Origin of the sequence: Paenarthrobacter sp. TAF1, from assembly GCF_052113825.1 — a bacterium.
GTDB classification, from domain to species: Bacteria; Actinomycetota; Actinomycetes; order Actinomycetales; family Micrococcaceae; genus Arthrobacter; species Arthrobacter nicotinovorans.
In genome coordinates, this window is sequence record NZ_JBFRDO010000024.1 from 1 (window position 1) to 25,262 (window position 25,262).

At 63.5% G+C, this 25,262-nt stretch carries 29 protein-coding genes and 1 pseudogene; 13 read left to right on the forward strand and 17 right to left on the reverse strand.

Features of this window, described 5'->3' with window-relative positions; genetic code table 11:
* The 5 genes and pseudogenes from AB4Y81_RS19655 to pstS form a co-directional block, all read right to left on the reverse strand.
* A pseudogene (locus AB4Y81_RS19655) lies at positions 1-677 on the reverse strand (hypothetical protein); the annotation flags it as partial.
* A gap of 367 nt (positions 678-1,044) precedes the next feature.
* Positions 1,045-1,824 (reverse strand): phosphate ABC transporter ATP-binding protein PstB, encoded by a 780-nt coding sequence (gene pstB / locus AB4Y81_RS19660; protein WP_039239203.1) that lies wholly within the window; start codon positions 1,822-1,824, stop codon positions 1,045-1,047.
* Between the two features lie 63 nt (positions 1,825-1,887).
* Complete coding sequence (gene pstA, locus AB4Y81_RS19665; protein WP_055973712.1) at positions 1,888-2,991, reverse strand: phosphate ABC transporter permease PstA; 1,104 nt, start codon at positions 2,989-2,991, stop codon at positions 1,888-1,890.
* A complete protein-coding gene (pstC, locus tag AB4Y81_RS19670; protein ID WP_018780127.1) occupies positions 2,992-3,924 on the reverse strand; it encodes a phosphate ABC transporter permease subunit PstC in 933 nt (310 codons plus the stop codon).
* A gap of 136 nt (positions 3,925-4,060) precedes the next feature.
* A complete protein-coding gene (gene pstS, locus AB4Y81_RS19675) occupies positions 4,061-5,182 on the reverse strand; it encodes a phosphate ABC transporter substrate-binding protein PstS (protein WP_018780126.1) in 1,122 nt (373 codons plus the stop codon).
* Positions 5,183-5,431: 249 nt separating this feature from the next.
* Between pstS and AB4Y81_RS19680 the strand changes: the two genes are divergently transcribed.
* From AB4Y81_RS19680 to disA, 8 genes are all read left to right on the forward strand, one after another.
* The gene (locus AB4Y81_RS19680) at positions 5,432-6,559 is read left to right on the forward strand and encodes an FUSC family protein (RefSeq protein ID WP_018780125.1); all 1,128 of its coding nucleotides are present in this window, start codon (positions 5,432-5,434) and stop codon (positions 6,557-6,559) included.
* Between the two features lie 53 nt (positions 6,560-6,612).
* Positions 6,613-7,320: a phosphatase PAP2 family protein gene (locus AB4Y81_RS19685; protein ID WP_189076359.1), complete on the forward strand. Its 708-nt coding sequence runs from the start codon at positions 6,613-6,615 to the stop codon at positions 7,318-7,320.
* Between the two features lie 134 nt (positions 7,321-7,454).
* Positions 7,455-7,790 (forward strand): helix-turn-helix domain-containing protein, encoded by a 336-nt coding sequence (locus tag AB4Y81_RS19690; protein ID WP_144027690.1) that lies wholly within the window; start codon positions 7,455-7,457, stop codon positions 7,788-7,790.
* On the forward strand, positions 7,787-8,617 hold the full coding sequence (locus AB4Y81_RS19695) for an ImmA/IrrE family metallo-endopeptidase (RefSeq protein ID WP_189076358.1): 831 nt from the start codon (positions 7,787-7,789) through the stop codon (positions 8,615-8,617). Before AB4Y81_RS19690 ends, AB4Y81_RS19695 begins: the two co-directional genes overlap by 4 nt.
* Positions 8,618-8,620: 3 nt before the next feature.
* Positions 8,621-9,283, forward strand: a complete 663-nt coding sequence (locus AB4Y81_RS19700; protein ID WP_189076357.1) for a hypothetical protein — start codon at positions 8,621-8,623, stop codon at positions 9,281-9,283.
* A gap of 138 nt (positions 9,284-9,421) precedes the next feature.
* On the forward strand, positions 9,422-10,795 hold the full coding sequence (radA, locus tag AB4Y81_RS19705; RefSeq protein ID WP_189076356.1) for a DNA repair protein RadA: 1,374 nt from the start codon (positions 9,422-9,424) through the stop codon (positions 10,793-10,795).
* A gap of 53 nt (positions 10,796-10,848) precedes the next feature.
* Positions 10,849-11,472 (forward strand): Pr6Pr family membrane protein, encoded by a 624-nt coding sequence (locus tag AB4Y81_RS19710; protein ID WP_018780122.1) that lies wholly within the window; start codon positions 10,849-10,851, stop codon positions 11,470-11,472.
* Positions 11,473-11,776: 304 nt separating this feature from the next.
* Positions 11,777-12,853, forward strand: coding sequence for a DNA integrity scanning diadenylate cyclase DisA (gene disA / locus AB4Y81_RS19715; protein WP_018780121.1), 1,077 nt, complete (start codon positions 11,777-11,779; stop codon positions 12,851-12,853).
* A gap of 33 nt (positions 12,854-12,886) precedes the next feature.
* Here the strand turns inward: disA and AB4Y81_RS19720 are convergent, their stop codons facing one another.
* A complete protein-coding gene (locus tag AB4Y81_RS19720) occupies positions 12,887-13,588 on the reverse strand; it encodes a hypothetical protein (RefSeq protein WP_441996636.1) in 702 nt (233 codons plus the stop codon).
* Between the two features lie 126 nt (positions 13,589-13,714).
* Between AB4Y81_RS19720 and AB4Y81_RS19725 the strand changes: the two genes are divergently transcribed.
* The 3 genes from AB4Y81_RS19725 to dctA all read left to right on the forward strand — a co-directional run bounded on the left by AB4Y81_RS19725 (position 13,715) and on the right by dctA (position 16,723).
* A complete protein-coding gene (locus tag AB4Y81_RS19725) occupies positions 13,715-14,665 on the forward strand; it encodes an A/G-specific adenine glycosylase (RefSeq protein WP_441996638.1) in 951 nt (316 codons plus the stop codon).
* Between the two features lie 31 nt (positions 14,666-14,696).
* Positions 14,697-15,179, forward strand: a complete 483-nt coding sequence (locus AB4Y81_RS19730) for a hypothetical protein (RefSeq protein ID WP_039239190.1) — start codon at positions 14,697-14,699, stop codon at positions 15,177-15,179.
* A 158-nt stretch (positions 15,180-15,337) separates the two neighbouring features.
* The gene (gene dctA / locus AB4Y81_RS19735; RefSeq protein ID WP_441996639.1) at positions 15,338-16,723 is read left to right on the forward strand and encodes a C4-dicarboxylate transporter DctA; all 1,386 of its coding nucleotides are present in this window, start codon (positions 15,338-15,340) and stop codon (positions 16,721-16,723) included.
* Here the strand turns inward: dctA and AB4Y81_RS19740 are convergent.
* The gene (locus AB4Y81_RS19740) at positions 16,683-17,489 is read right to left on the reverse strand and encodes a helix-turn-helix domain-containing protein (RefSeq protein ID WP_441996641.1); all 807 of its coding nucleotides are present in this window, start codon (positions 17,487-17,489) and stop codon (positions 16,683-16,685) included. The two genes, dctA and AB4Y81_RS19740, sit on opposite strands and share 41 nt — an antisense overlap.
* 267 nt (positions 17,490-17,756) lie before the next feature.
* On the opposite strand from AB4Y81_RS19740, the gene AB4Y81_RS19745 reads away from it, so the two are divergent.
* Positions 17,757-18,482: a GAF and ANTAR domain-containing protein gene (locus tag AB4Y81_RS19745; protein WP_441996643.1), complete on the forward strand. Its 726-nt coding sequence runs from the start codon at positions 17,757-17,759 to the stop codon at positions 18,480-18,482.
* Between the two features lie 30 nt (positions 18,483-18,512).
* On the opposite strand, the gene AB4Y81_RS19750 is transcribed toward AB4Y81_RS19745, so the two are convergent.
* Positions 18,513-18,713 carry a hypothetical protein gene (locus tag AB4Y81_RS19750; protein ID WP_018780114.1) on the reverse strand — a complete coding sequence of 67 codons (201 nt, stop codon included), beginning with the start codon at positions 18,711-18,713 and terminating at the stop codon, positions 18,513-18,515.
* A 118-nt stretch (positions 18,714-18,831) separates the two neighbouring features.
* Here AB4Y81_RS19750 and AB4Y81_RS19755 point away from each other — a divergent pair, with 118 nt between their 5' ends.
* A complete protein-coding gene (locus AB4Y81_RS19755; RefSeq protein WP_416430274.1) occupies positions 18,832-19,344 on the forward strand; it encodes a VOC family protein in 513 nt (170 codons plus the stop codon).
* On the opposite strand, the gene AB4Y81_RS19760 is transcribed toward AB4Y81_RS19755, so the two are convergent.
* From AB4Y81_RS19760 to AB4Y81_RS19800, 9 genes are all read right to left on the reverse strand, one after another.
* Positions 19,341-19,700, reverse strand: a complete 360-nt coding sequence (locus tag AB4Y81_RS19760; RefSeq protein ID WP_441996645.1) for a VOC family protein — start codon at positions 19,698-19,700, stop codon at positions 19,341-19,343. The genes AB4Y81_RS19755 and AB4Y81_RS19760 overlap by 4 nt on opposite strands.
* 2 nt (positions 19,701-19,702) lie before the next feature.
* The gene (locus AB4Y81_RS19765; protein ID WP_018780111.1) at positions 19,703-19,963 is read right to left on the reverse strand and encodes a DUF4235 domain-containing protein; all 261 of its coding nucleotides are present in this window, start codon (positions 19,961-19,963) and stop codon (positions 19,703-19,705) included.
* A 91-nt stretch (positions 19,964-20,054) separates the two neighbouring features.
* Entirely contained in the window at positions 20,055-20,231 is a 177-nt protein-coding gene (locus AB4Y81_RS19770) for a CsbD family protein (RefSeq protein WP_018780110.1), read from the reverse strand.
* Between the two features lie 89 nt (positions 20,232-20,320).
* Positions 20,321-21,019, reverse strand: coding sequence for a dihydroxyacetone kinase phosphoryl donor subunit DhaM (gene dhaM, locus AB4Y81_RS19775; RefSeq protein WP_441996647.1), 699 nt, complete (start codon positions 21,017-21,019; stop codon positions 20,321-20,323).
* Complete coding sequence (gene dhaL, locus AB4Y81_RS19780) at positions 21,016-21,678, reverse strand: dihydroxyacetone kinase subunit DhaL (protein ID WP_441996649.1); 663 nt, start codon at positions 21,676-21,678, stop codon at positions 21,016-21,018. Before dhaL ends, dhaM begins: the two co-directional genes overlap by 4 nt.
* A 2-nt stretch (positions 21,679-21,680) precedes the next feature.
* Positions 21,681-22,682, reverse strand: a complete 1,002-nt coding sequence (dhaK, locus tag AB4Y81_RS19785; RefSeq protein ID WP_018780107.1) for a dihydroxyacetone kinase subunit DhaK — start codon at positions 22,680-22,682, stop codon at positions 21,681-21,683.
* A gap of 147 nt (positions 22,683-22,829) precedes the next feature.
* Positions 22,830-23,018: a hypothetical protein gene (locus AB4Y81_RS19790; protein WP_018780106.1), complete on the reverse strand. Its 189-nt coding sequence runs from the start codon at positions 23,016-23,018 to the stop codon at positions 22,830-22,832.
* Between the two features lie 14 nt (positions 23,019-23,032).
* The gene (locus AB4Y81_RS19795) at positions 23,033-24,478 is read right to left on the reverse strand and encodes an FAD-binding oxidoreductase (protein WP_193590662.1); all 1,446 of its coding nucleotides are present in this window, start codon (positions 24,476-24,478) and stop codon (positions 23,033-23,035) included.
* 189 nt (positions 24,479-24,667) lie between these two features.
* Positions 24,668-25,177 carry an amino-acid N-acetyltransferase gene (locus tag AB4Y81_RS19800; RefSeq protein ID WP_018780104.1) on the reverse strand — a complete coding sequence of 170 codons (510 nt, stop codon included), beginning with the start codon at positions 25,175-25,177 and terminating at the stop codon, positions 24,668-24,670.
* Between the last annotated feature and the right edge of the window lie 85 nt (positions 25,178-25,262).

Sequence of the window (25,262 nt, forward strand, 5' to 3'; positions counted from 1 at the left end):
TAGGCGAGAAAGTCCCAGTTATGGACGCTGGTCCACAACTGTGTGAAATCGGTCAGGTATCGGCCGTTGCTTTGGAGCGTGGCAAAGTTGAAATAAACGTTGCCACCGTCGAGGCCGATGGCCCTGATCCCCTCATCTGAAATGGAGTACGCGAGCCAGCCTTCGGTGCAACCAAGGACGGTGTAGTACTGCTGCTCATTGGCCGGGATGGGCTTAATCGCCTGGACTTGGTCGTTCCGCCGGATATCGATGTTGTCAGGGGTGCACGCGCCCGCAGCTGGGCCGGCGGGCGCGGTTGCTGGTGGTGCGGCTGGCGGAGCGGTCGCCTCTGGGGCAGTAGCGATTGGTGGGGCAGCAGCAGGAACGGGCGCCGCTGCTGGCACGGTACCTGACTGTTCCTGGGATGGTGCAACGGTGGCCGCGGGGACCATGACCGATGATGGCACTTCGAGCAGGACCGGGTTTTCCAGCCGATTAGTTGCGCTGGATTCAGGCGCCGGCAGTATCTGATCAATAACCGCGGCGAGAGGCTGGGTGGCGGGCATAGGGCGTTCTGATACTCCCCGAGCGGTGGAAATACCCGGCGGGTTTGCAGGTATGCAGGCTGTAAGTGTCAGTGCCAGCGCAAGCGATGCCAGAGTGGCGGACTTGGCAAAGCGGGATCGGTGGTACTTCATTGGTCTGGGTCCTTCCCCCCTGGAACAACTGAGCAGAATGGCCTGCTCGTACATGTTGTTTCCGGTTCGGAACGAATAATTACACCACCAGCAAAAATCACTGCATTGTCGCCTAATGCCTCAGGACCGCACTCCTGACCTGCCGCTGGGTCACCGCAATAGCGGCGTTCATCCTGGAGCTTGCGCTCTCCCCGCTCACACGCCTGTAACCCCACTTGGACGGACAACGGCCCAGTGAGCAGTCATTGGGTCGATATCTGCCCCCTCAGTTAGGCAACAAAAAACGACGGCGGCCGTACCCCCAAGGCGACGGCCGCCGTCGTTCTGTGCCGACTCCCCCCATAGAAAGCCGGAACCCGCGGAACCCTTATCCGAAGCGACCGGACACGTAGTCTTCCGTGGCCTTCTGGGACGGGTTGTTGAAGATGCTGGTGGTATCGGCGAACTCGATCAGCTTGCCGGGCTTGCCGGTGCCTGCGATGTTGAAGAACGCGGTCTTGTCGGACACGCGGGCGGCCTGCTGCATATTGTGGGTCACGATCACCACGGTGTACTGGTCCTTGAGCTCATTGATGAGGTCTTCGACGGCCAGCGTGGAGATGGGGTCAAGGGCGGAGCAGGGCTCATCCATGAGGATCACCTGAGGCTCGACGGCGATGGCGCGGGCGATGCACAGACGCTGCTGCTGGCCACCGGAAAGACCGGACCCCGGCTTGTCCAGGCGGTCCTTGACCTCGTTCCAAAGGTTGGCACCAACAAGGGACTTCTCAACGAGTGCATCGGCTGCTCCCTTGGAGATCTTCTTGTTGTTCAGCTTCACGCCCGCCAGCACGTTGTCGCGGATGGACATGGTGGGGAACGGGTTGGGGCGCTGGAAGACCATGCCAACCTGGGTGCGGACGGTCACGGGGTCCACGCCGGGACCGTAAAGGTTGTCGCCGTCCAGGAGCACTTCGCCCTCGACGCGGGCGCCGGGAAGGACCTCGTGCATGCGGTTCAGCGTGCGGAGGAAGGTGGACTTGCCGCAGCCGGAAGGGCCAATGAAAGCCGTGACGGACTTGGCTTGGATGTTGATGTTGACGTCCTCGACGGCCAGGAAATTGCCGTAGTAGACATTCAGGTCTTTGACGTCGATGCGCTTGGACATGGTGTTCCTTTGTTCCTTGGGGGTTCTGGAAGTTTTGAGTGCCGGGCGGCCCGGCAGACCCGGCTAGCGGCCCGTCTTGGGCGCGAACATGCGGGCGATGAGGCGGGCTCCGAGGTTCAGGAGCATCACCAGGATGATCAGCACCAGCGCGGCGCCCCAAGCACGCTGGTCCGAGGGACCAGGGTTGGACGGCGACGTCGGGTTGAGGATCTGCGTGTAGATGAACGTGGGCAGCGAGGCCATCCAGCCGCCGAACACGTTGTTGTTGATGGTGGTGGCGAACCCGGCGGTCACCAGGATGGGGGCGGTTTCACCGATCACTCGGGCGATCGCCAAGGTGACGCCGGAAGCGATGCCGGAGATCGCCGTCGGGATGACCACTTTGGTGATGGTGCGCCACTTGCGCACGCCCAGCGCGTAGGAGGCCTCGCGGAGCTCGTTCGGGACGATCTTCAGCATTTCCTCGCTGGAGCGGACCACCACCGGGATCATCAGGACGGAAAGCGCGACGGCGGCCACCGCACCGGTCTTGGTGCCCGGGCCTACGATGGCGAAGAAGAACGCTGCCGCGAAGAGGCCGGCCACGATCGAGGGAATGCCTGTCATGACATCCACAAAGAACGTGATGGCGCGGGCCAGCGGACGGTCGTTGCCGTATTCCACGAGGTAGATCGAGGTGAGCAGGCCCACCGGTACCGAGATGACAGTGGCCAGGAGGGTGATCTGGATGGTGCCCATCAGGGCGTGGTAGATGCCGCCCAGCACGGGTGCGCCTTCTTCTGCCGCCTTGTTGTCGAATGCGCCGGTGACACCGTTCATGGAGGTGCCCAGGAATCCGGGTGTGATGAGCCCCGGGATGCCGTTGATCAGCACCGTGACGATCACCGAAATCAAGGGCAGGAGCGCGATCAGGAACGCACCCACCACCAGGCAGGTGGCCAGCTTGTCCTTGGCTTTGCGGGCGCCTTCAACAGCGCCGCTCCAGGAAACCAGGCCGACAGCGAAGAGGATCGCGGCGACAATGCCCCAGCCGAAGGCGTTGAAGCCGATCAGTGCCATGATGGCCGCTGCTACGACGAGTGCGACGGCCAGCACGATGTAGGGCGCGAACTTTGGCAGTTGGCCCTTGGTGAGTGCGGAGCGCTTGCGGGCTACTGTGGCGGTCATTTAGTTGGCTCCCGAGAATTCTTTGTGCCGTGTGATGATCCAGCGGGCGATCATGTTCACGCCGAGGGTGATGACGAAGAGCACCAGGCCGGCAGCGATCAGGGTGTTGACCTTCAGGCCGCTCGCTTCGGGGAAGTTCAGGGCGATCTCCGCGGCAATGGTCTGGTTGCCGGACTGGATGAGGCTCGCGGTGAGGACGCCCGAGGACAGCACCAGGGCAACAGCCATGGTCTCCCCCAGGGCCCGGCCAAGCCCGAGCATGATAGCGCTGATGATGCCGGGGCGACCGAACGGCAGCACAGCCATCTTGATCATTTCCCAGCGGGTGGCTCCCAGGGCCAGTGCTGCTTCTTCGTGCAGCTTGGGGGTCTGCAGGAAGATTTCGCGGGACAGGGAGGTGATGATGGGAAGGACCATGACGGACAGGACAATGCCGGCGGTGAGGATGGTCTTGCCGGTGGCCGAAGCGGGACCTTCGAAGATCGGGATCCAGCCGAGGTAGGTGGCCAGCCAGTCATAGGCGGGCGAGATTTCCTTGGCCAGGAAAGCCGCGCCCCAAGCGCCGTAAACAACGGAAGGGATGGCGGCCAGGAGGTCCACCACGTAGCCCAGGCCGGCGGCGAGCCTGCGCGGGGCGTAGTGCGAGATGAACAGGGCAACGCCGATTGCCACGGGGGTGGCGATGACCAATGCGATCACGGCGGCGATCAACGTGCCCACTACGATCGGGGCGATGTAGGCGAAGAAGCCGTGTCCGCCCTGGATGTCGGCGGGCGGTGCGGTGAGCGCGGGGATCGCCTGCACCACGAGGAACAACGCGACTCCGAAGAGAACCGCAAGAATAAGGCACCCTGCGGCCATTGCGGCCCCGGAGAAAACCTTGTCCCCGGCGCGTCCTGCGCCTTGGGAGGTTGTCAGGGAGTTGGTGGTCACTTCACGATCCTTCAGTCTGGAGTGAACTGGTCATACATGGCTAAGTTCCCTGCCCCGCCCGGGCGGCTCTGCGGCCACTCCGTGCGGGACAGGGAACTTCAGTGTTCAGCCGGGTTCAGCGAACCCGCCGGGAACCTTAGGCCTTGGCCTTGATGGATTCGATGGCGGTCTTTGCCTTGTCCTGCAGGGTCTTGGAGAGCGGTGCGGACTTCGCGGCGTCGGCAGCGGTCTTCTGTCCCTCATCCGAAACTACGTAGGTTTCGAAGGCCTTGACCAGGTCAGCAACTTCCTTGGTCTCGTAGGTGGTGCAGACAACGTGGTACGAGACGAGGACTACCGGGTAGGCACCCGATGCGGTGGTCTTGCGGTCCAGCTTGATGGCAACGTCGTTGCTGGCGCGGCCGTCAACGGGCTTGCCTGCTTCGACAGCCTTGGCAGCAGCGTCGGCAGAGATCTTGACGAACTCTTCGCCCACCTTGATGGAGGCGGTGCCCAGCTTGCCGGAAACTGCGGAGTCATCGGCGTAGGTCACGGCACCCGGGGTGTCGGTGACGGTCTTGACGACGCCGGAGGTTCCCTTGGCGTTTTCGCCCTTCAGGGATGCGGGCCATACGCCGGCAGCCTTGTCGGTCCAGACCTCGGGAGCAGCGGCTGCGAGGTAGTCGGTGAAGTTGGTGGTGGTGCCGGAGTCATCGGAGCGGTTCACCGGGGTGACCTTGAGGTCCGGGAGGGTGACGCCTGCGTTAAGGGCTGCGATGGCGGGATCGTTCCAGTTGGCGATTTCGCCGCGGAAGATCTTGGCGACCGTTGCGGCGTCGAGCTTCAGTTCCTTGACGTCAGGGATGTTGAAGGCGACGGCGATCGGGGAGATGTAGACCGGGATGTTGATGGCACCCTCGGGGCCGCACTTGGCCTTGGAAGCCTCGAGCTCGTCATCCTTCAGGTAGGCATCCGAGCCGGCGAACTGTGCCGAGCCGTCGATGATTGCCTTGCGGCCCGCGCCGGAACCGTCCGGGGAGTACTGGACAGTGGCGCCCTGGTTTGCGGAGGCGAAACCGGCCTTCCAAGCGTCCATTGCTGCGCCGGTGGAGGAGGCGCCGATACCGGTCAGGGTGCCGGTTACCTTGGTGCCGGCTGCTGCGGACTGGGTGCCGCCAGTGGTGCCGGTTGCGTTGTCAGAACCGCAAGCGGTGAGCGCGAGTGCGCCTGCTGCGATGACCGCGATTGCCGCGTTGCGGCCGAAGCGAGTTGCCTTCACTTGGATGTGCCCCTTCCAGGGATTTCTCAGATGCGTTCCGAACGGAGATTTCGGCGTGCGCGAGCTGTGGACCTTTTTGTTCCTTTACTGAAGGTAAGGAGCGCAGGTAACGGGATCTGCGGTGGCAGGTGAACGGAAGGTGAACGACGGCGGACCATTGGGTTATGTGGCGCGCGCCACCTTGAGTGGTTCCCCGGTTGCGCTCGTCGCTCCCTGGCACATGGCGGGCGGGGAAATAGACTGAAGGACATGGCTGCCGCTAAGGGACTGAACGCAAGCAAGAGGTTTCTGCGGGCCAGAGTCAGGACCGGCCTGGTCCGGAGCCGGAACTCGTTGACGCCGGCCATCCAAATGACGGTTTGCGCGGTTGGCGCCTACGCTTTCGCCGAATACGTGTTGGGCCACCAGGGGCCTCTGTTCGCCGCAACGTCTTCCCTGATTGCCTTGGGTTTCTCACGCGATCCCAGGCTGCGCCGGGTGATAGAGGTAGGCCTGGGCTGCACACTGGGCATCGTGGTTGGTGATTTGCTGCTTCACTGGCTGGGCGCCGGGATCTGGCAGGCCGCCGTCGTACTTCTCTTCTCGATCCTGTTGGCCAGGTTCCTGGACAGCGGGACTATTTTCACCACCCAGCTGGGGCTGCAGTCGCTTCTGGTGGTGTTGCTTCCGGCGCCGGCCGGCGGGCCTTTTACGCGCAGCCTGGATGCCGTGGTGGGTGGCGTGTTTGCGCTGCTGGTGACCATCCTGGTGCCCAAGGATCCGCGCCGGGAACCGCGGAAGGACATCCAGAAGATCCTGCACGAGCTCGCCGAGGTTCTTCGTGAGTGTGCCACGGCCATGATCGAAAGCGACTCCACCACTGCCTGGCACGCCCTGATCCGTGGCCGCAACTGCCAGCCTTTGGTGGACCGGATGCGGCAAACGCTGCGGGCTTCCGGCGAGGTGGCGACGCTGGCCCCGGCGCATCGCCGGCACCGCGATGAACTCGCCGGCCTGGAGCATTCGCTGGAGTACATCGACCTCGCACTGCGCAACAGCCGGGTGTTCGCACGCCGCCTCACCAGTGCCATCAACCACGCGGCTTTGTCCGACGAGGCGATCGAGAGCATCTCGGAGGTCCTGCAGGAAACTGCGGCCGCCATCGACGAGATGACCATCGGGCTGTCCGAGCAGAGCGAAGGAACGCGCAGGGTGCATCTGCGGCGGGCCAGGAACGACCTCTCGGACATCGCCGCCCGGCTGCACCCGAAGATGCTTGACGTCCAGAGGCTCGAAGGCGAAACCGTGGTGATGCTGTTCCGGCCGCTCATGGTGGACCTGCTTGAGGCCAGCGGGATGGAACCTGAGGAAGCCCGGGCGGTACTGCCCGCGCTGTAGCTTTCGCCCGGCGTTCCCAGCCAAGTCCCATTTACGCTGTGGATAATGGGCCGATGCTTTCTGCACCTTCTGCGCGTCTGGCCCTGCGCCCAAAACCTGCCCCCGCCCTTCGGGTGCGGCAGCGGGTCCTGTTCCTGTGGGCGGGCGGGTTGTTTGTTGCCGGGGACGTGGTCTTCTGGTTGATGTTCGCTTCCGTGTTGTCCTCGAGCGGCCTGGCGACGCTCGACGGAGCCGTTCACTCGGTGGTTGTCGATTCGCGCAACGCTTTGGCAACGGCCTTCCTGGCCGGCGTCTCGGAAGCCACCTCACCCACCATGATGTCCATCATCGGCGGCCTGGTCGCCGTGGCATGGGCCCTGTGGAAGAAGGAACTGTGGCGTCCGGCCATCCTGATGGGCGCGATGGTGCTTTCCGTGGTGCTCGCGGCGGTCATCAAGCTGGACGTTTCCCGGTCGCGGCCGTCGTCGTCGGACTTCCTCCTGGGTCCCGATGACGCCCTGTCCTTCCCCTCCGGCCACACGCTCGGCGCCGCGGTCTTCACGCTTGTCCTGGCCTACTTGCTGGTATCTCGTTCAGGAACACGCACGACGGCGGTGGCCGCCTACGCAGGGGCCGCCCTGCTGACGCTGCTGGTCGCCTACAGCCGGCTCTACCTTGGCTACCACTGGCTCACCGACGTGGTGGCGTCGATGGGTGTGGCACTGGGCGTGTTTGGCCTGGCAGTGTTCGTTGACGCGGTGCGCTACGGACGGGCCGCTTGAATCGAGGAGGTTGTTTCCCGAATCTCGATACGGGGCCCGAAACGACATGCGCCGTGAGCCATCGGGATGCCTCGGGGTGTCAAATGCGCTAGACTTGAATCAAGTTTTCGAAAATTGATTCAGTGGGGGTTCCCGTGGCGACGGCTGACTTAGGACAACGAATTGCCGCCCGACGAGCAGAAGCCGGGCGGACCCAGCGGGACCTCGAGGCAGAGACGGGCATCTCACAGTCCACGCTGGCGCGCATTGAAAGCGGCCTCCGGAGGCCGAGGATGGACGAGATAATTTCGATTGCTTGGGCTTTGGGCTGCCCGGCGGAGGCACTTCTCGCTGAGAACCCAGTCCGCGATCGTGTGCTCGTGGCCAGCCGAGCAAATCTTCCTACAGCCGATGCCGCGGAAGTGAAAAGGAAGCTCACCCAGTTCCTGGAAATGGACGCGTACCTGGCCAGTCACGGCATCGGCGCATGACGCCAGAGCGCGCTCCAATTCCGCACAGCATCGGACCAAGCGAGCGGGAGGCCTATCTCGCAGCTGAAGGCATCAGGAATAGCCTGGGACTGGGCCTCGGACCCATAGCCGACCTTCACGAACTCATTGGCCTTGTTGCTCCGGGAGTCGATGTAGCGATTCTGGAAATGCCGGCAGGCATGGATGGCATGGTGTTGACAGATCCGGTTCGCGAAAAATCTGTGATTGGTGTTGCAACGACCGGTGTTCCGGGTCGCCAAAGATCGTCCCTTGGCCATGAGCTGGGACATATCGTCTTCAAAGACAACGAGGCCGGACTACCACATGACCCCTCAGCCAGAAGGCCCGAAGAGATCAGAGCCGACACCTTTTCGCGCCACCTCTTGGCTCCGGTTGGGGGAGTCTCAGCTTTCCTTGAAGATTTGAATGTCGATAAGGGTAGCGCCCGGCTCCGTGACGTTTCGTCCGTTGTGCGGCACTATCAGGTCTCCCCGAACTTCGCACTCATCCAAATGCACTCAGAAGGCTGGATCACAACTACGCAGAAAACACAGTGGTGGCCTCAGACTGCACATTCGCTGGCACTTCGGTTCGGCTGGATCGGCGACTACAGAGCCATGGCCGCCGAAAGCCTCACCCCAAGACCACCGCAGCGCCTGGTTGAGAATGCCACGGAGGGGTATATTCGCAACCTGGTTTCAGTCCAAGGTTTGGCCGCACTCAGCGGCGTAGACACAGACCAACTGCTCCGCGAGCTCGAAGAGGCAGGCATTCATCCTGAAGTTATCGACGTCGCATGGGCCGACCTCGACGCTTTCGGAGACTGAGCGATGGCCGCACAGATTACAATCCTCGATGCAGGACCCTGCATCACTTTCTGCGCGGCCGCCAAGCACGCATTGCTCCTCGAAGTGCTCCGACGGGGTTCCAATCAACTGCATGTCCCCGACGTAGTGGATGGTGAAATCACCAATCGCGGATCTAACCGCCGCGACTTTCCGCCCGCCACCGTTCCAAACTGGCACTGGCTTGTCAGCCACGACCATATTGGGATCCTGGACTCCCATGTCTCAGAAGAGGACCTGAACGCACTTTCAGAGGCAGTCGTAAAACTAACGGGAATGCCGCTCGCTCAGAGGCTCATGGAGGGTCGCGATTTAGGCGAGGTTCTCGTGATCGCCCACGCAATGGTGCGGAAAGACCGCGGGGAAGACGTATATGTAGTGATCGACGAGTACAGAGGCCAGCAGTTGGCCAGCAAGTTTGGACTCAAAATCATTGACACGCCTTGGATCCTCAGTAGCGCGGTGAGACGCGGGCTGATTGCGGATCGCGGCGAAATGAGGAAGGTCTACAACGCACTACGGCAATTCGATGCCGGTCTGATTCACATCGACCAGACTCACCTTTTGGGCAAACCGCTTTGGGCGCAGAAACCAACGTCAATGAGCGACGTAGGCGCCGATGAAACCGCGGCACTCTCAGAGCCGTGACAGCCCACACATACAAATCGCCCGCGCAGCAATAGATCTCCAAGGGTCGAAGGCTACGTTAACGAGTGCGAATTGCACTTAAGGCCGTACTGTCGGTCCCGGCCAATACTGTCAGTCCCCACGACTAGTCTGGAACGCATGGCTTCAAAGACATCGCGCGCATCCAAGACACCCGCCTACAAGTGCGCAGAATGCGGCTGGACAGCCATCAAGTGGGTGGGGCGCTGCGGTGAGTGCCAGGCCTGGGGAACCGTCGAGGAATACGGCGCCACTGTTGCGCGCACGACGGCGGCCGCCACCGTTTTGGAGCCGGCCCGCCGCATCGCCGAGGTCGACGGGACCACCGCCGCGTTCCTGCCCACCGGAGTGGACGAACTGGACCGCGTCCTGGGAGGCGGGCTTGTTCCTGGTGCCGTGATCCTGCTCGCCGGGGAACCCGGCGTCGGAAAATCCACGCTGCTGCTGGACGTCGCGGCCAAGTTCGCGCGGACCGGGCAGGACGTCCTTTACATCACGGGCGAGGAGTCGGCAGCCCAGGTGAAGCTGCGCGCTGAGCGGATCGACGCCGTCGCCCACACCCTTTACCTGTCAGCGGAGACCGACCTCGGGCAGGCGCTGGGCCAGGTGGAGAAGCTTGAGCCCAAGCTGCTGATTGTTGACTCCGTGCAAACGTTGAGCAGCGCGAATGTGGAGGGCAGCGCCGGCGGTGTTTCGCAGGTACGCGAGGTTGCGGCCTCCATCATTGCCGCGGCCAAAAAGCGCAACATGACCACCTTGCTGGTGGGCCACGTGACCAAGGAAGGCACCATCGCCGGTCCGCGTTTGCTGGAGCACCTGGTGGACGTCGTGTGCCAGTTCGAAGGCGAGCGCCATTCGCGTCTCCGCCTGCTGCGGGCCGTCAAGAACCGGTACGGCGCCACGGACGATGTCGGGTGTTTCGACCTCAACGAAACAGGCATCGAAGGACTGGCTGATCCCAGCGGACTGTTCGTTTCACGCACCCGTGAGCCGGTGTCCGGGACGTGCATCACGGTCACCATGGAAGGCCGCCGGCCTTTGCTCGCCGAGGTCCAGTCGCTCCTTGCCGAGAGCCCCAACTCCCAGCCTCGCCGCGCCACCAGCGGCCTGGAAAGCTCCCGCGTGGCAATGCTGCTGGCAGTCCTGCAGCAACGTGCGGGCTGCATGCTCCATAAGGACGATTCCTACGTGGCAACGGTGGGCGGCGTGAAACTTACGGAGCCCGCCACGGACCTGGCGGTGGCGCTGGCCGTTGCGTCGGCAAAGTCGCGGAAGGCCCTCCCCCAGCGGCTCATTGCGTTCGGCGAAGTGGGCCTGGCGGGCGAGGTCCGCCCTGTTCCCGGGATCAACCAGCGCATCCAGGAGGCCCACCGGCTCGGGTTCACCCACGCGATCGTTCCGGCGAGTCCTGCCGGGGCCGGGGTCATCCCGGATGGCTTCTCCGTGCGCGAGGTGGGGCACCTTGCAGAGGCACTGGAACTGCTGATCACTTAACACTTTCGGGGTGTCGGGCCACCCACCGACTTCCTTTGGGCAAGGATTGGCCCATGACCAAGAGAAATGTGCTTGTCGGGGGACGCTTCTTCTTTGGCCTTTTGACCTTGATAGCGGTGGGTACACAGCTGACGGTTCATTTGGGCATGGGCTACGACCTCTGGAACTTCTTCAGCTACTTCACCAATCTGTCCAACATCTTTGCTGCGTTGGTGCTCCTCATCAGCGGCTACCGGGTCCTGATCCGGAAACGCCCCTCGGAGGCCGACGACGTGACCCGCGGGACCGCCACCATCGCCATGGCGGTGGTGGGGCTGGTGTTCGGTGCCCTGCTTGCCGGCGAGGACCTCGGGTCCCTGCTCCCGTGGGTGAACTTCGTGGTCCACTACCTGATGCCTGTGGTGATGGTGGCGGATTGGCTGTTCCAGCCGCCCCGGACCACCCTCAAGCCCAAGCACATCTGGTACTGGCTTCTCTACCCCATCGGCTACCTGGTCTACAGCCTGATCCGGGGAGCCTTTGTGAACTGGTATCCCTACTGGTTCATCGACCCGGCGCGTGCTGGAGGCTGGACGGGTGTGGTGGTCTTCGCTCTGGCCATATCAGTCGGCTTCCTCGTAGTGAGCCTTGCGATGCTGTGGCTGGGAAACAAGCTCAAGCGACAGGTTGATTACTGAGAACCATGGATGAACGGGCAGCACCGGTCTCAGCCGGGCAATAAATACACCAACTTGTTATATGAGCCCACGTCAACGGGCCTCGTTCGTAAAGTGCGCCTGCCGGGCGTCGTCGAAAACCCACCTCCGGAGCACTGCCGAACATAACGAAATGGCCCACTTTGGGGCTTGCTGGTGCGGTTAAGGGTGCGATGAAGCCCTATCATTGAGCTTGTCGTCACAAGGCCATTTTTCGGATGCGCCAACTGACACCGCATTCAGCATGTCTGCGAGCCATGGGCTTGCACCTTCGAAGGGAAACCCTATGGCCCGGAGCCCGGAAGAGTCGCTCAAGGCGACCCTGGCCAGAGTCGCACCCGGAACTCCGTTGCGTGACGGCCTGGAGCGCATCCTCCGCGGGCGCACCGGCGCTTTGATCGTGCTGGGATATGACCGCACCATCGATTCCATCTGCTCGGGTGGCTTCGACATCGGCATCGACTTCTCCCCCACACGGCTTCGCGAGCTGGCAAAGATGGATGGGGCCATCATCTGCGACAAGGACGCCAGCAACATCGTCCGCGCCGCCGTGCAACTGGTCCCGGACTCGAGCATCGAAACCCAGGAATCCGGTACCCGGCACCGCACGGCCGAACGCGTCGCGATTCAAACAGGTGTTCCCGTCATCTCGGTGAGTCAATCCATGCAGATCATCGCGTTGTACGTGAACGGCCTGCGCCACGTCCTGGAAGGGTCGGAGAAGGTCCTGGCACGCGCCAACCAAGCATTGGCGACCCTGGAGCGTTACAGCGCCAGGTTGGACCAGGTCACCAGTTCGCTTTCAGCCTTGGAGATCGAGGCTTTGGTCACGGTCAGGGACGTTGCCGTCACCCTGCAGCGCCAGGAAATGGTCCGGCGCATCTCTGAGGAAATTGCCCAGTACGTCCTGGAACTTGGCGAAGACGGCCGCTTGTTGTCCCTGCAGGTTGAGGAACTCACTGTGGGCCGCGGACCTGGCAGTGAAGTGATCATCCGGGATTACTCGGACCCCAACACCACACCCGAGGAGATTGAGGAAGCCGTGCAGGCGCTGCTCAACCTCGGACCCACGGAATTGATCGACCTCAGCCGCATCGCCCACATCATCGGGTTTGCCGGTGGCGTTGAGCAGTTGGACGCGGTGGTCCAGCCGCGCGGCTACCGTTTGCTGTCCGGTTTGAAATCCGTGCCCAAGGCTGTCGCCGACCGTCTGGTGGACTACTTCGGCGGGCTGCAGAACCTGATGGCCGCCACTATTGACGATCTCATGACCGTGGACGGCATCGGCGATCAGCGTGCCCGTACGGTCCGCGAGGGTTTGAGCCGCATGGCCGAGGCGAGCCTGCTGGACCGGTTCCTCTAAGCCGCCGGCCGCCGGAACGCTTTCCGGCGGGTGTCAGGTCAGCTGGAAAACCGCTTTGGGACTGGCCTTGTTTCCCAGCCGCGCCTCAAATGTGTAGTAGGCGCCCCCGGCGCCGGGTTTGGCGTCGATCACGCCGCAGCCTTCCAGCGACCTGTTCCGCTGCCAGGGGAAGTTCGCAGTCTCGCTCTTGCCCGGTTGGATGGTCTTCACCAGGTCCTCCCCGCCGGTCTGGCAGTCCTTGGAGGAGAAAATGCGGTCGGATCCGCTCATCACCACGTATTCCATCTGGGACGTGCCCACGTTGACTTCGCAAGGTGCAGTGCCGCCGTTGGTGATTGTCATGGTGAGCAGCGGCTTTTCTTCCGCACCGTAGGCGGGCTTGTCGGTTTTCGCGGCGACGGTCATCAGGTTGAAGTCGCATACGGGACTGGGCGAAGCCGACGGCGACGGCGTCGTGGACGCTGCGCTCCCCTGCGTAGGCGCTTGCGCGGGTTCGGAGGTGGACACCGCTTGCGGCTCAGGACTCCCGGCGAAAGTCCCGGAGACAGCCAGCACCCCCACAACCACCAGGGCGATCACCAGCAGCAGGCCGCCGAAAACAACCTGCCGACGACGGCGGTACACGGCAGGGCTGGGGCGCCTCTTTTTCGCCGGGGTTCCGGAGGAGCCGCGGGCAGCACCCTTCGCCGGCGCTGTTGAGCGCGCGGTCGACTGCTGCTTACCGTTGGAGGCCATGCTTCTAGGCTAGGCTCGCGGTTGTCAGGGCACCTAACCTACACGCCGCAGGGCAGCAATCCGGGGCTGTGTGACGTCGGCCATGGGCGGGTGCGCGCGGTCGTTTCCACTACAGTGGATGGCAGTATGACACTTCCCGATTCCGTCCAGCTCGCCGGCCTCCACGACTCCCTGGACCAGTGGTTTTCCCGGACAGCCAGGGACCTCCCATGGCGCGAGCCCGACTGCAGCCCCTGGGGCATTCTGGTCAGCGAAGTCATGCTCCAGCAAACCCCCGTGGTCCGGGTCCTGCCCGTGTGGCTCGACTGGATGGAGCGCTGGCCCACACCCGCCCGGTTGGCCGCGGAGCCCTCCGGTGAGGCGGTCCGCCACTGGGGGCGCCTGGGTTATCCGCGCCGTGCGCTCCGGCTGCACGCTGCCGCCGTCGCCATCCGCGAGCAGCACGACGGCAAGGTTCCCGATACTTATCCGGAGCTCCTGGGGCTGCCGGGTGTTGGCAGCTACACAGCTGCCGCCGTCGCCGCTTTTGCCTTCGGGCGGCGGGAGACCGTGGTGGACACCAACATCCGCCGCGTCCACGCACGGCTGATCTCGGGGAATGCCCTGCCGGCGCCTGCGCTCACTGCGGCGGAAATGCGCCTCGCCGACTCGCTCCTCCCCGACGACCAGGCCATGTCCGTCCGCTGGAACGCCTCCGTCATGGAGTTGGGAGCGATGGTCTGCACGGCCCGCAATCCCAAATGCGCGGACTGTCCCGTCCGCTCCAGCTGCGCGTGGCTCGCGGCCGGTGAGCCGCCGCCGTCGTACACGCCCAAGGGGCAGTCCTGGCACGGCACCGACCGCCAGGTTCGCGGCGCCGTGATGGCCGTCCTGCGCGAAGCGTCACACCCCGTTCCGCGCGACATGTTTGAGCGGGCGCCCGCGGACCTTGGATTCGAGGCCTCGGGCATCGGCATTCCGCTGGCCGCCCTGCACCGGCTGAACTCGGCACCTGAGCAGCTTGAGCGGGCACTGGACGGGCTGTTGGCCGACGGCCTGGCGGAGATGCACGACGACGGCTTGCAGCTTCCGGCGTAGCGGTGCGGCCACCGCCGTCCTACTCTGAAGCATGGGGAAGATCGGAGTGGCTTTCACGCTGGCGGGGGCCGTGGCCCTGCTGACCGGCTGCGTTGCCGAGCCGGTCGCCTGCCCGGCGATTGGCCATGTGGCGGGAGTGTCCCTCACTGTGGTTGCCGAGTACGCGGACCAGGTCGGCTCCCTGCGGCTGAAGGCCTGCCAGGACGCCGCGTGCACAGAGAAGGACATCATGCTGAACCCAGGCGCCGTGACAGCGGACGAAAGCTGCACGCCGGACGGGGTGTGCTCGGCTACCTCATCTCCGGATGGCACCCTGCAGGGCTTCCTCGAGTTGCCGGCCCTGAGTGAGTCTCCCCTCGAAGTGACGGTGAACGGCACTTCCAAGACCGGCGCCCCGCTGCCCACCCGCACACTGGAGTTCACACCGAAGGGCGACTACCCTTACGGCGAGAAGTGCGGAAGGGTCATTGCGGCCGGCGTGTGGCTGGATGCGGCGGGGCTGCGGCAACGCTGAGTCGGATTCAAATTGGGTTTCCGCATTGTGGAAACTTGCTTCCGATATTAAACATAGCGAGACCTTGGAATTAGCATTCCGGAAACAAGCCTTCCATAGCGTCTTATGTGATCCCGGACCGTGACCTTGCGCGGCCGTTTGCATAGATAGGCGCCATTGTGAAGATTCCAACATCCGCCACGGCTGTGAGCCCCGCGGCAAAGAAGCCCTTGTACAAATCCTTGTTCTTCCAGATCCTGGTGGCCGTGGTGTTGGGGATCGCCATCGGCTATCTCTGGCCGGACCTTGGTTCCGCTCTCCGCCCACTGGGCGACGGCTTCATCCAGCTCATCAAAATGATCATCGCCCCGCTGATTTTCCTGGTTATCGTCACAGGTATCTCCGCTGTGGGTGACGTGAAAGCCGTGGGCCGGGTAGGAGTGAAAGCGCTGATCTACTTCACTGCCGCCACGCTGTTCGCGCTGGCATTCGGCCTTGTAGTAGCCAACGTCGTGCAGCCGGGTGCAGGCCTGAACATCGATCCCGCCACCTTGTCAGCGGATGCGGTGAACGCCAAGACCACCGCTGCTCCGCCCAAAGACGCGGGCCAATTCCTGCTCGGAATCATCCCCACCAGCGTGGTGGGGGCGTTCGCGTCCAACTCATTGCTTCAGGTCCTGTGCTTCGCTGTGTTCTTTGGCGCCGCCATCGTGGTTGTCGGGCGCGAGAAGTGCAAGCCCGTCGTCGATGTCATGGAGACCACCCTGGAGCTCTTCTTCAAGATCATGGGCTGGGTCATGCGGGTTGCACCAGTGGGGGCTTTCGGTGCCATGGCCTTCATCATCGGCCAGTACGGTCTCAGCTCGCTCAGTACCTACGCCCTGCTGATTGCGGCTTGCTATGGCTCAGCCGTGGTCTTCATAGCCTTGCTGTTCGTCGTCGCCTGGGTCTACCCACGCGTCCCGCTGTGGCAGTTCATCAAGTACACCCGCGAAGAGTTCCTGCTGGCCCTGGGTACGGCCTCTACCGAATCGGTGCTGCCCCGCATCATGACCAAGCTGACCAACGCCGGCTGCTCCCGGGCGACAACAGGCCTGGTGGTTCCCACCGGATACTCCTTCAACCTCGACGGCGCCGCGCTCTACCTCTCAATCTCCCTCCTGTTCCTCGCGCAGGCCTTCGGCCACAACCTGGACCTCGGGCAGCAGTTGGCCGCCCTCGGCATCCTGATGCTCACGTCCAAAGGCATGGCCGGCGTTCCCGGATCGGCCTTCCTGGCCCTCTCGGCGACGGCAGGCGCCCTGGGGATCTTCCCGGTAGCGGGAGTGGCCCTGCTTCTGGGTGCCGACCGGCTGATGGACTCCATGCGCGTCGTGGTCAACCTCCTGGGCAATTGTGTTGCCACGTTCGTCGTCTCCAAGTGGGAGGGGCAGTTCGATCGCGAGGCCATGCTGGCGGCATTCCGCGGCGAAACAACCAATACAGAGGTCAGTGAAGCCGCCGCTGAACCTTCCGTCCCGGCACTCACGACTCCCCGGCTGACCCCCGATACGTACTCGGCGTAAAGCCCAGGTATTTCCGGAAGTCGTTCGTCAGGTGCGCATGGTCTGCGTAACCAAGTTCGACGGCGATCGCGGCAAGGTCCGCTGTTGGATCGGACCTTGCGCGCTCGGCGGCATCCTGCAGCCTGCGACGCCGGATAAGGGCCGAAGGGCTCAGGCCAACGTACTTCCTGGCAAGTCTCTGCAAGGTCCTCGGCGATACTGCCAAGCGGCGTGCTGCATCCTCAATCAGGAGCACGTCCGGTTCGGATGCGATGATGTCCACCATCCGGTTGGCGAGCAACGCCTCCTCGGACGGGACCACGTCCCGGGAAGCCAGCCAGCGAGCGAAAGCAGCCGCCGCACGCTCACGGCGGGTGCCGCCGTCGGGCTGAGCCTTTCCGGTAGGCGGCTCCATCGCTGCTGAGACAGCGGAGACAAGGTCTTCCAGGGGCAAGGCCACTTCCTGGTCGCGCATAGTCCCGGGATCGTCGGTGAAGAGCGGGACCGCAGCCGGGCGGAGCAGGGCGCCAACGGCCCAACCCTTGCCGGTGAGGTCCCGGAATGCCGCCCGGGTGGTGGGACCCGAAAACCCCGCAGCTCCGCTTTGCACCACCAGATTGGAGGCGGGGTAGGCGATCAGGTGCTGCCGGGAGGACCGGCCGGGCTCGATATCCCATTCGGGGATCCAGAACCACTGCACCAGATGGGACACCGCCTCGGGCGCTGGAACGCGATGGAAGGTGGGCAACCGCGCCGGATAGAGGACGCCCTTGAAGGAGCTCTCCACAGGACCTCCGTTCGGTGTGCTGCCGTCAGCGACGAATATACCGCCCCCGGCTGCCGACTGCAGGGGCCACCAGTGGTACTGCCATGGTGGAGCGCCAGAGTCCCGTCCCTCAAGACCGGAATTGCTGCTAGATTATTGCCGGAACTTTGGTACCAAGCGGCGGCCTGGGTGCTTTGCATCCCACGACTCTCCCGCACCGGAGTGTCCCGGGCTTCAGCAGGGAGGCCCCTGGTGCTTTGTTCTTGTTTGCGAAGGGCGGGTGGTTTTGTGCGTTCCGGGACCGCGGAGGACTGGTCGGATGACGCCAACAAGCTGGCTGATCTGATTGCCGGTGCCGAAGACATCAGGGCGTTCCTGAACGGGCTTACTGAACTGGGCGCGGCGGTAGCGTCCCGGTCCACAGGAACAGCAATTGAGTGTGCGGTGACGTTGGGCCGACGCAAACGTACTGCGACGATTGGAGGCAGCAGCGAACAGGCGATGCTGCTGGACCGGATCGAGCAGTCGCTGGAGCAAGGTCCCTGCATCGACGCCCTGGAGAGCGGGCGCCCCGTCCTTCTCGATGACGCGTTGTCCTCGCCGCAGTGGGACAAATACTGCCAGGAGCTGGCCGCCGTCGGAATGCGGAGCACTCTTGGCGTGCCGATGGAGCTGGAGCATGACTCTGCAGCTGTCCTGAACTTCTTTGCTCCCAAGCCCGGAACATTTACCCGCGAGGCCGTTGCTGACACGCTGACCTTCGCGGGAATCGCAGGCAAGGCCTTGCAGGTAGCAATCCGGATAACCACCCTGAACGAAACAGCGGAGAACCTTGACGCCGCCATGGAAACCCGGTCGGTCATCGACACTGCCTGCGGTGTGATTATTTCGCAGAACAGGTGCACCCCGGATGAAGCATTCCAGATCCTGAAGAAGGCTTCCAACGACCGGAACCAAAAACTGCATGAATTGGCCCGGGCCCTTGTCAACGGCGTTGCCGGCCGCCGTCCATAGCCAGGACTGGACCCGCCGTGAACGGCGTCCTCAGCCGCCCTGCAGCCTCTCCGTGGCCCATCCAAGAAGAGTGAGCTCGAAGGCGGGAGGCCTGAGGGCTTCATGCACGTAGGCATCCAGCTCCAGGAGATCGGCGCTTCCACCTTCTGCCCAATACCGGATCCATAACCGCTCAATCGTCACGATGTCCAGCTCAAGAAGATTCCGAGCTGATTGCCGTGGATCGTTCATCACTGTTCCCCCTAGGTCCGCGCGTATCGATCGTCGGTTCCGTCCTGCCGGCCCCCAGACGTGAAGCTGTCGCGAATCTGCAAGCGTCGCTGCCCGGCTGGCGCGTAGCGTCGTTGCCATGACCGACACAACAAGCACAGAATCAACCACTGCAGCCAACGGCCAGTACACCACCCATGGCGTACCCAACGGCCTGACCAGCCTCACGCCGTTCCTGGCCGTAACCAACGCGAGGGAAGCCATACGCTTCTATCGCGACGTCTTCGGAGCCCGTGTGGTGGGCGAGACGGAGATGGGTGGTGTTGTTGTCCACGCGGAGTTGGACTTCGGCCACGGCCATCTCCAACTCGGCGAGCCAAACCCCGACTACCACTTGGTACCGGCTCCGAATGGCGAGGACGATTGCTACTCCCTGGGCCTGTACTGCGCCGACGCGGACGGCCTGGTCAGGAAGGCCGAGCAAGCGGGCGCAACCGTCCGGGAACCGCTGGCCACCTTTGTTTCGGGTGACCGGTACGCCAGCATCCGGGACCCCTTCGGCGTTCGCTGGTCCATCATGACCCGTGTTGAGGACCTCTCCGAGGAGGAGAGCAACCGCCGGGTAGAGCAGTGGGCGGCCCGGCAGGGTTAGCTAAGGCAGAGGCAGAACGGGTGTCCGGCCGGGTCAAGGAGCACCCGGAATGTTTCCCCTGGCTGGTGATCCGCCTTGCTGGCACCGAGGGAGAGTGCAAATTCCTCGCTCTTGTCCAGGTCCTCCACAATCATGTCCAGGTGCATTTGCTGCGGGATGGTCCGACCGGGCCACACGGGAGCCTGGTACACGTCCACCTGCTGGAAAGAGATGCAGTTGCTGCCGTCACTTGGCCGGATATCGAACCACCCGCCCTTGTCCTCGACTTCCCAGCCGAAGAGTTCGGCGTAGAAGGCAGCCAGTGCGGCCGCATCGGGACAATCGATGACAACACTCGGGAATTTAGCTATAGCCATGGTTAAACCTCGTCAGCTGTCTTTTTCATGCGGGCCAGGGCACTCTTCGTGCCCCGTTGGGTGAGGACGTGGACAACTGCGCCAACGCCGGCGGACACAATGGCGAACACCAGGACACCAGGCAAAGAGTCATTGAGGTCCGTGCCGTCCTTGGGGGCGGGCTTGCCCGTTTTCTTCTCCCAGAGGCCTTCCAGCGTCTTGTTGGCGAGCGCGCCGGCGCCCAGGCTCACGGCGAGTCCAAACAGCTTTACCAGTATGTTCACGAAGATCCTCCATCAAGTCAGCTCACTGCCGGAGCAGTATCTCGCACAACAAGACGGGGCCGCTGCAACAGCAGCGGCCCCGTCCACATTCCTAGTCCTTCTTGAAGGCGTCTTTCACCTTTTCGCCGGCACCCTTGAGGTCTGCCTTGACCTGGTCACCTTTGCCTTCAGCTTCGAGGCCCTTGTCGTCAGTCAGCTTGCCGGCAGCTTCCTTGGCCTTGCCGCCGAGCTTCTCGCCGGCATTTTCCATCTTGTCGTCTGCACCCATGTCGCACCTCTTTCGTCGTAGGAACCTTGTACCTCTACAACATCACTAATCAGCATACTTAGCAATATTTGGCGGAAAATCCGCGCAAATTAAAGCTCACCGAAGCCCTCTTTCACCAGGCGGCCCACGTACTCGACCGCCTTCGAAGCATCCTTCCCCCGGGCTTCTACGTGGAGGCTGGAGCCCTGCCCCGCGGCGAGCGCCATGAGCGCCATGATGGACATGCCGTCAGCGCCGTTCACCGTCACTTCGGCGTCCAGCCCGGATAGTCCGCCTGCAATCTTTGCCGCCGGACGCGCATGCATTCCCAAGGGGTTGATGAGTTCGAAGTCGCCGCTTGCATCCGGGTCGCCCAGGCCGCTGGCTTCGGCCGGCCCGTCGCGCCGGTCCGGCCCAGCCCCGCCGCCGAAGCTGACCGCCTCGGCGGCCTTGCGCACATCGTCGACGCCGGCACCTCCTTGCGCAGCGACTGCAGCCGCCACGAGCCCTTCCACCAGCGGCGCATCCGCCAGCTGGACGGCGTCCGGATTGCTGGCGAACTCCGTTGCCGACTCAGCCGTCATTACCGCCGAACCGAGGTCCGTCAGCACCACCACACCGTCACCACCGGAATCCACCAGGGACTGTTCGACGGCGGCCAGCACCTTCTCCAGGCTGGTCCCTATCCGGTCGTCGTCAGTGCCCCCGGCGGCGGCGAGCTCGACGTCGGGCGCCATCTGGGCGGCGAGTTCAACGGCCCCTTCAGCGATCTTGCTGCTGTGCGAAACAACCACGATCCCAACCGTCATCCGTCGCCTGCTCCCGCGCCGTCGACTGGACCGGCCGCTGCTTCAGCGGCTGCCCGCAGCAGCAGCGCGGTTGACGCCGCGCCGGGATCACGATGACCGGCACTGCGGTCGCCCAGGTAGCTTGCCCGGCCTTTACGCGCCACCAGAGGGTCCGTTGCCTTGGCCCCGGCCTCCGCTGCGTCCGCGGCAGCTTCCAGCACAGCCAATGCTTCCAGGCCGCTGGCCGCAGCCTTACTTGCTGCCTCCACGGCAGGAGTCCAGGCATCGATCATTGTCTTGTCGCCAACTTCTGCCTTGCCGCGTGCCACGATGCCATCCCGCGCAGCGATGAGGGCCGCTGCGAGCGCGTCGGGATCGACGTCGGTGGCCTCACCCAGGGAGGTTGCCGCACGCAGGTACGCGGTGCCATAGAGCGGGCCGGCAGCACCGCCCACCTTGGACATGAGAGCCATGGCCGCAGCCTTCAACGCAGCTCCGGCGGTTTCTGGCGGGCTTTCATCGAGCTTCTGCAGCACGGCCTGGAAGCCGCGGTCCATGTTCTCCCCATGATCCGAATCGCCGATTGCCCGGTCCAGCTCAATGAGCTCCACCCTGTGCTCCGCCATCGCCTTGGCAGACAGCCTCAACCATTCCTGCGCCCATTTGACGTCAAGGCCCATGCTCAGGCTCCCCATCGCAGGGCGGCGGTGTGAACAGGGGCGTCCCAGAGCCTGGTCATTTCATCGTCAAGGCGCAGCACCGAGACGGAACAGCCCTGCATTTCCAGGGACGTCACATAGTTGCCCACCAAGGAGCGCTCCACGGTGGCACCACGCTCGGCGAGGACGTGCGCCGCCCGCCGGTAGACGATGTACAACTCACTCAGCGGCGTCCCGCCCATGCCGTTGACGAACAACAACACCTTGTCGCCGGAGGCCAGGGAAAGGTCCTCCAACACAGGTTCAAGCAAGCGGTCCGTAATGGCGTCGGCGCTTTCCATGGCGATCCTGTGGCGGCCGGGCTCCCCGTGGATGCCGATGCCGATCTCGATCTCGTCATCGGCCAGTTCGAAGCTCGGCGTTCCCGCGTGGGGCACCGTGCAACCGGACAGGGCGACGCCCATGGTACGGACGTTGGCAACTACCCTCTCGGCGATGGCCGTCACGGCGTCGAGGTCGTCTCCGCGTTGCGCGGAAGCTCCCGCGATCTTCTCCACCAGGACGGTCCCGCCAACACCGCGGCGCCCGGCCGTGTACAGCGAGTCCTCCACGGCAACGTCATCGTTGACCAGCACCGACCGGACGCGCACACCTTCGGCCTGGGCCATTTCGGCTGCGGTTTCAAAGTTCAGGACGTCGCCGGTGTAGTTCTTCACGATATGCACGACGCCGGCACCCGAGTCGACGGCGACAGTCGCCGGAATGATCTGGTCCGGTGTTGGTGAGGTGAAGACAGCGCCGGGGACAGCGGCGTCGAGCATGCCGAGTCCGACGAAGCCTGCGTGGAGGGGCTCGTGGCCGCTGCCACCGCCGGAGACGAGGGCAACTTTGCCCGCAACCGGTGCACCTTTCCGGACGACGAACTTGGGGTCGGGGTGGACGTCCACGATGTCGGCATGCGCCATGCCGAACCCGTCAACGGACTCGTCCACCACGGCGCGTGGATCATTGATGAGCTTTTTCATTGGATGCTCCTGGCGTGCTGTGGCTGGTGATCTGACCCTACTACCGGCAACCGGGGCCCCGGTAGGCCTTACCGGGTGGGAAACAGTACTTAAATAGCGGCAGGAACAGCCCTGATAGCTGTCCCTGCCGCTGTCGATGACGAGCCCCTAGTCCTTGGTGGGCGGAGCCGTCACTCCGTCCGCCTCCGGCCTGGGATTGAACTCGGGCCAGAACGCCGAGTAGAGGTCCGGGTCCGAATTCCTGTCGCCGGTCCAGTGGACTTCATGCGGCCACGGCCCGTGGGGGAGGTCGATCTGGAAGGCGGAGAAATCCGGGAACGTGACCCTATGGTCCATTGTCCGCATCCCCTTCAGCTGTTCAGAACGGCGTCGCCGCCGGTGGCAACGTCTTCCAGCAGGACGGTCTGGTCGATGACCGGCAGCCCTACGACGTGCCCAAAGCTGAACATGTTGTGCGGATCCAATTCGGCCTTGGCCTTGCGGAGGCGCTCACGGACGCTTGGTCCCCACGGACGCTCCCTGTCCTCGGCGTCCACGAAGTGTCCGTGCAGGTTGACGAACGTCCCGCCGCTGGAGGCGTCGCGCAGGTCCTCGCGAACGGCGTCGAACACGCCCGGAAGCAGCTCCGCCACAGGAGGGACAGCCATGCCCGCCATGAAGAAACTGAACGCGGCGTCGCGGGCTCCCACCATGTCTTCCCCGTCAGCGCAGACAGCCAAAGCCCCACCCAGGAGCCGGATTTCGGCCATCAGCACGGGACTTGGGACGTCGGGACCGAAGTGCCGCAGGATGGCATCCTTGGCGCCCTGGTCCAGTCGGTCCAGCAGGAAGCCCCGTTCCCGCACGGGCACTGGCTGCTCCGGATCCTGATGGACCATGTCCATTTGGGTGGATTCCAGGGGGCCCGTTCCGTCCATCATGAACGGAGCGCTCTTGCGCATTGGCTCCAGGAGCTGCGTGGCCACAGCGGCATCGCCTTGGTAGGCGTAGCGAAGGTGCACGACGAACTTGCCGCGCAGGGGCTCGGGGACGATGTCCATATCCGGCAGCCGCAGGAACGCCAACGACGCCGATGCTTCCGGTGGCAGCTCCGGCACCCATTCGCTGAACTGCTGCAAGACAGCGGCTGCATGGGCGCCGTCGTAGTAGAGGCCGCCGGCAAAGAGGTCCGAACTTGGGAACAAATGGAATTCCATGGCAGTGACGATCCCGAGATTCCCTTTGCCTCCGCGCAAGAGGTAGAAGAGTTCGGAGTTCTCGTCCTTGGTCACCCTGCGCTGGGTGCCATCGGCGGTGACGAGCTCAAAGGCAATGACGTGGTCCGAGGCGAAACCGTACTTGCGGCCGAGGATCGGCAAGCCACCGCCCAGCGTGTAACCCACCACGCCGACGTCGGTGGTGGAACCGCAGAGTCCCATCAATCCGAAGGTCGCGGCGTGGTCCACCACCGCCCTCCAGCGGACGCCCGCACCCACGCGGGCCGTCTTCTCGATGGGATCGATGCTGAGTTCCAGCATGCGGCGGGTGCTGATCAGCAGCCCGCCTTCAATGGCATTGGTTGCGCCGTGCCCGGTGGACTGTACGGAAACGGGCATTCTGCGTTCTGCAGCCCAACGGACCGCCGCCGCAACGTCCTCTGCGTCGAGGGCGCCGAAGGCAAGATCCGGTTGGTGCTGGGTGGACAAATTAAAGGCCGCTACTTCTGCGGCGAAGCCGGGATCGGCAGGCGTGAACACTGGACCGCGCACGCTGAGTTGGAGTTCTGAAACATCTGAAAAGGACGCGTGGGACTGCATGATCTTCTCTCAAATTGACCGAGTGGTGGAAGCTTCCCCAGCAAGCCTTGACCAGTTTATCCATCAACTGGATATATGAGAAGAGTTAATAAATCACCCATAATCGGGCAGGGTTGATTGCACGCCAAGTTGCGTGGATTTTTTGTGGATCTTTTCGCCTGGATTTTTTCGGGAAGTGCCGCGTACGCCCTAAAGCTGCTTGATCATGCGGGTGTTACCCAGGGTATTGGGCTTGACCCGGGCGAGGTCCAGGAATTCTGCCACACCTTCGTCATGCGAGCGCAGCAGCTCGGAGTAGACCTGCGGGTCAACGGCCGACTGGTCCGCCATGACTTCGAATCCATGGCGCTTGAAGAAGTCCACTTCAAAGGTCAGGCAGAACACCCGGCTGACACCCAGCGCCTTCGCCTCTTCCAGCAGGTTCTCCACCAGCACATGCCCCACGCCACGGCCACGCCAGGAGTCAGCTGCGGCCAGAGTGCGGATCTCTGCCAGATCCTCCCACATCACGTGCAGGGCTCCGCAGCCGATGACCTCGCCGGCATCGGACTCGGCAATCCGGAATTCCTGGAGACTCTCGTAGTAAGCCACAGTCTCCTTGGCCATCAGGATCCGCTCCTCGGCCAAGGGTGCCACCAACCTCTTGATGGCTGCCACATCGCTGGTGCGGGCAGGGCGAAGGCTGAAGGACGAATTCACTCCCCCATCCTAACGAGGTGCGCGGAAGTGGGGGCTTCGTGACCACAAACGCGGGCGCCGCGGTCCTGCGCCAAGACTTATTGGC

Coding starts and splice junctions, on each gene's coding strand:
- pstB (WP_039239203.1), bottom strand. CDS start 1,824: ATGTCCAAGCGCATCGACGTCAAAGACCTGAATGTCTACTACGGCAAT.
- pstA (WP_055973712.1), bottom strand. CDS start 2,991: ATGACCGCCACAGTAGCCCGCAAGCGCTCCGCACTCACCAAGGGCCAA.
- AB4Y81_RS19680 (WP_018780125.1), top strand. CDS start 5,432: ATGGCTGCCGCTAAGGGACTGAACGCAAGCAAGAGGTTTCTGCGGGCC.
- AB4Y81_RS19685 (WP_189076359.1), top strand. CDS start 6,613: ATGCTTTCTGCACCTTCTGCGCGTCTGGCCCTGCGCCCAAAACCTGCC.
- AB4Y81_RS19695 (WP_189076358.1), top strand. CDS start 7,787: ATGACGCCAGAGCGCGCTCCAATTCCGCACAGCATCGGACCAAGCGAG.
- AB4Y81_RS19700 (WP_189076357.1), top strand. CDS start 8,621: ATGGCCGCACAGATTACAATCCTCGATGCAGGACCCTGCATCACTTTC.
- radA (WP_189076356.1), top strand. CDS start 9,422: ATGGCTTCAAAGACATCGCGCGCATCCAAGACACCCGCCTACAAGTGC.
- AB4Y81_RS19710 (WP_018780122.1), top strand. CDS start 10,849: ATGACCAAGAGAAATGTGCTTGTCGGGGGACGCTTCTTCTTTGGCCTT.
- disA (WP_018780121.1), top strand. CDS start 11,777: ATGGCCCGGAGCCCGGAAGAGTCGCTCAAGGCGACCCTGGCCAGAGTC.
- AB4Y81_RS19720 (WP_441996636.1), bottom strand. CDS start 13,588: ATGGCCTCCAACGGTAAGCAGCAGTCGACCGCGCGCTCAACAGCGCCG.
- AB4Y81_RS19725 (WP_441996638.1), top strand. CDS start 13,715: ATGACACTTCCCGATTCCGTCCAGCTCGCCGGCCTCCACGACTCCCTG.
- AB4Y81_RS19730 (WP_039239190.1), top strand. CDS start 14,697: ATGGGGAAGATCGGAGTGGCTTTCACGCTGGCGGGGGCCGTGGCCCTG.
- AB4Y81_RS19750 (WP_018780114.1), bottom strand. CDS start 18,713: ATGAACGATCCACGGCAATCAGCTCGGAATCTTCTTGAGCTGGACATC.
- AB4Y81_RS19755 (WP_416430274.1), top strand. CDS start 18,832: ATGACCGACACAACAAGCACAGAATCAACCACTGCAGCCAACGGCCAG.
- AB4Y81_RS19760 (WP_441996645.1), bottom strand. CDS start 19,700: ATGGCTATAGCTAAATTCCCGAGTGTTGTCATCGATTGTCCCGATGCG.
- AB4Y81_RS19770 (WP_018780110.1), bottom strand. CDS start 20,231: ATGGGTGCAGACGACAAGATGGAAAATGCCGGCGAGAAGCTCGGCGGC.
- dhaM (WP_441996647.1), bottom strand. CDS start 21,019: ATGACGGTTGGGATCGTGGTTGTTTCGCACAGCAGCAAGATCGCTGAA.
- dhaL (WP_441996649.1), bottom strand. CDS start 21,678: ATGGGCCTTGACGTCAAATGGGCGCAGGAATGGTTGAGGCTGTCTGCC.
- dhaK (WP_018780107.1), bottom strand. CDS start 22,682: ATGAAAAAGCTCATCAATGATCCACGCGCCGTGGTGGACGAGTCCGTT.
- AB4Y81_RS19790 (WP_018780106.1), bottom strand. CDS start 23,018: ATGGACCATAGGGTCACGTTCCCGGATTTCTCCGCCTTCCAGATCGAC.
- AB4Y81_RS19795 (WP_193590662.1), bottom strand. CDS start 24,478: ATGCAGTCCCACGCGTCCTTTTCAGATGTTTCAGAACTCCAACTCAGC.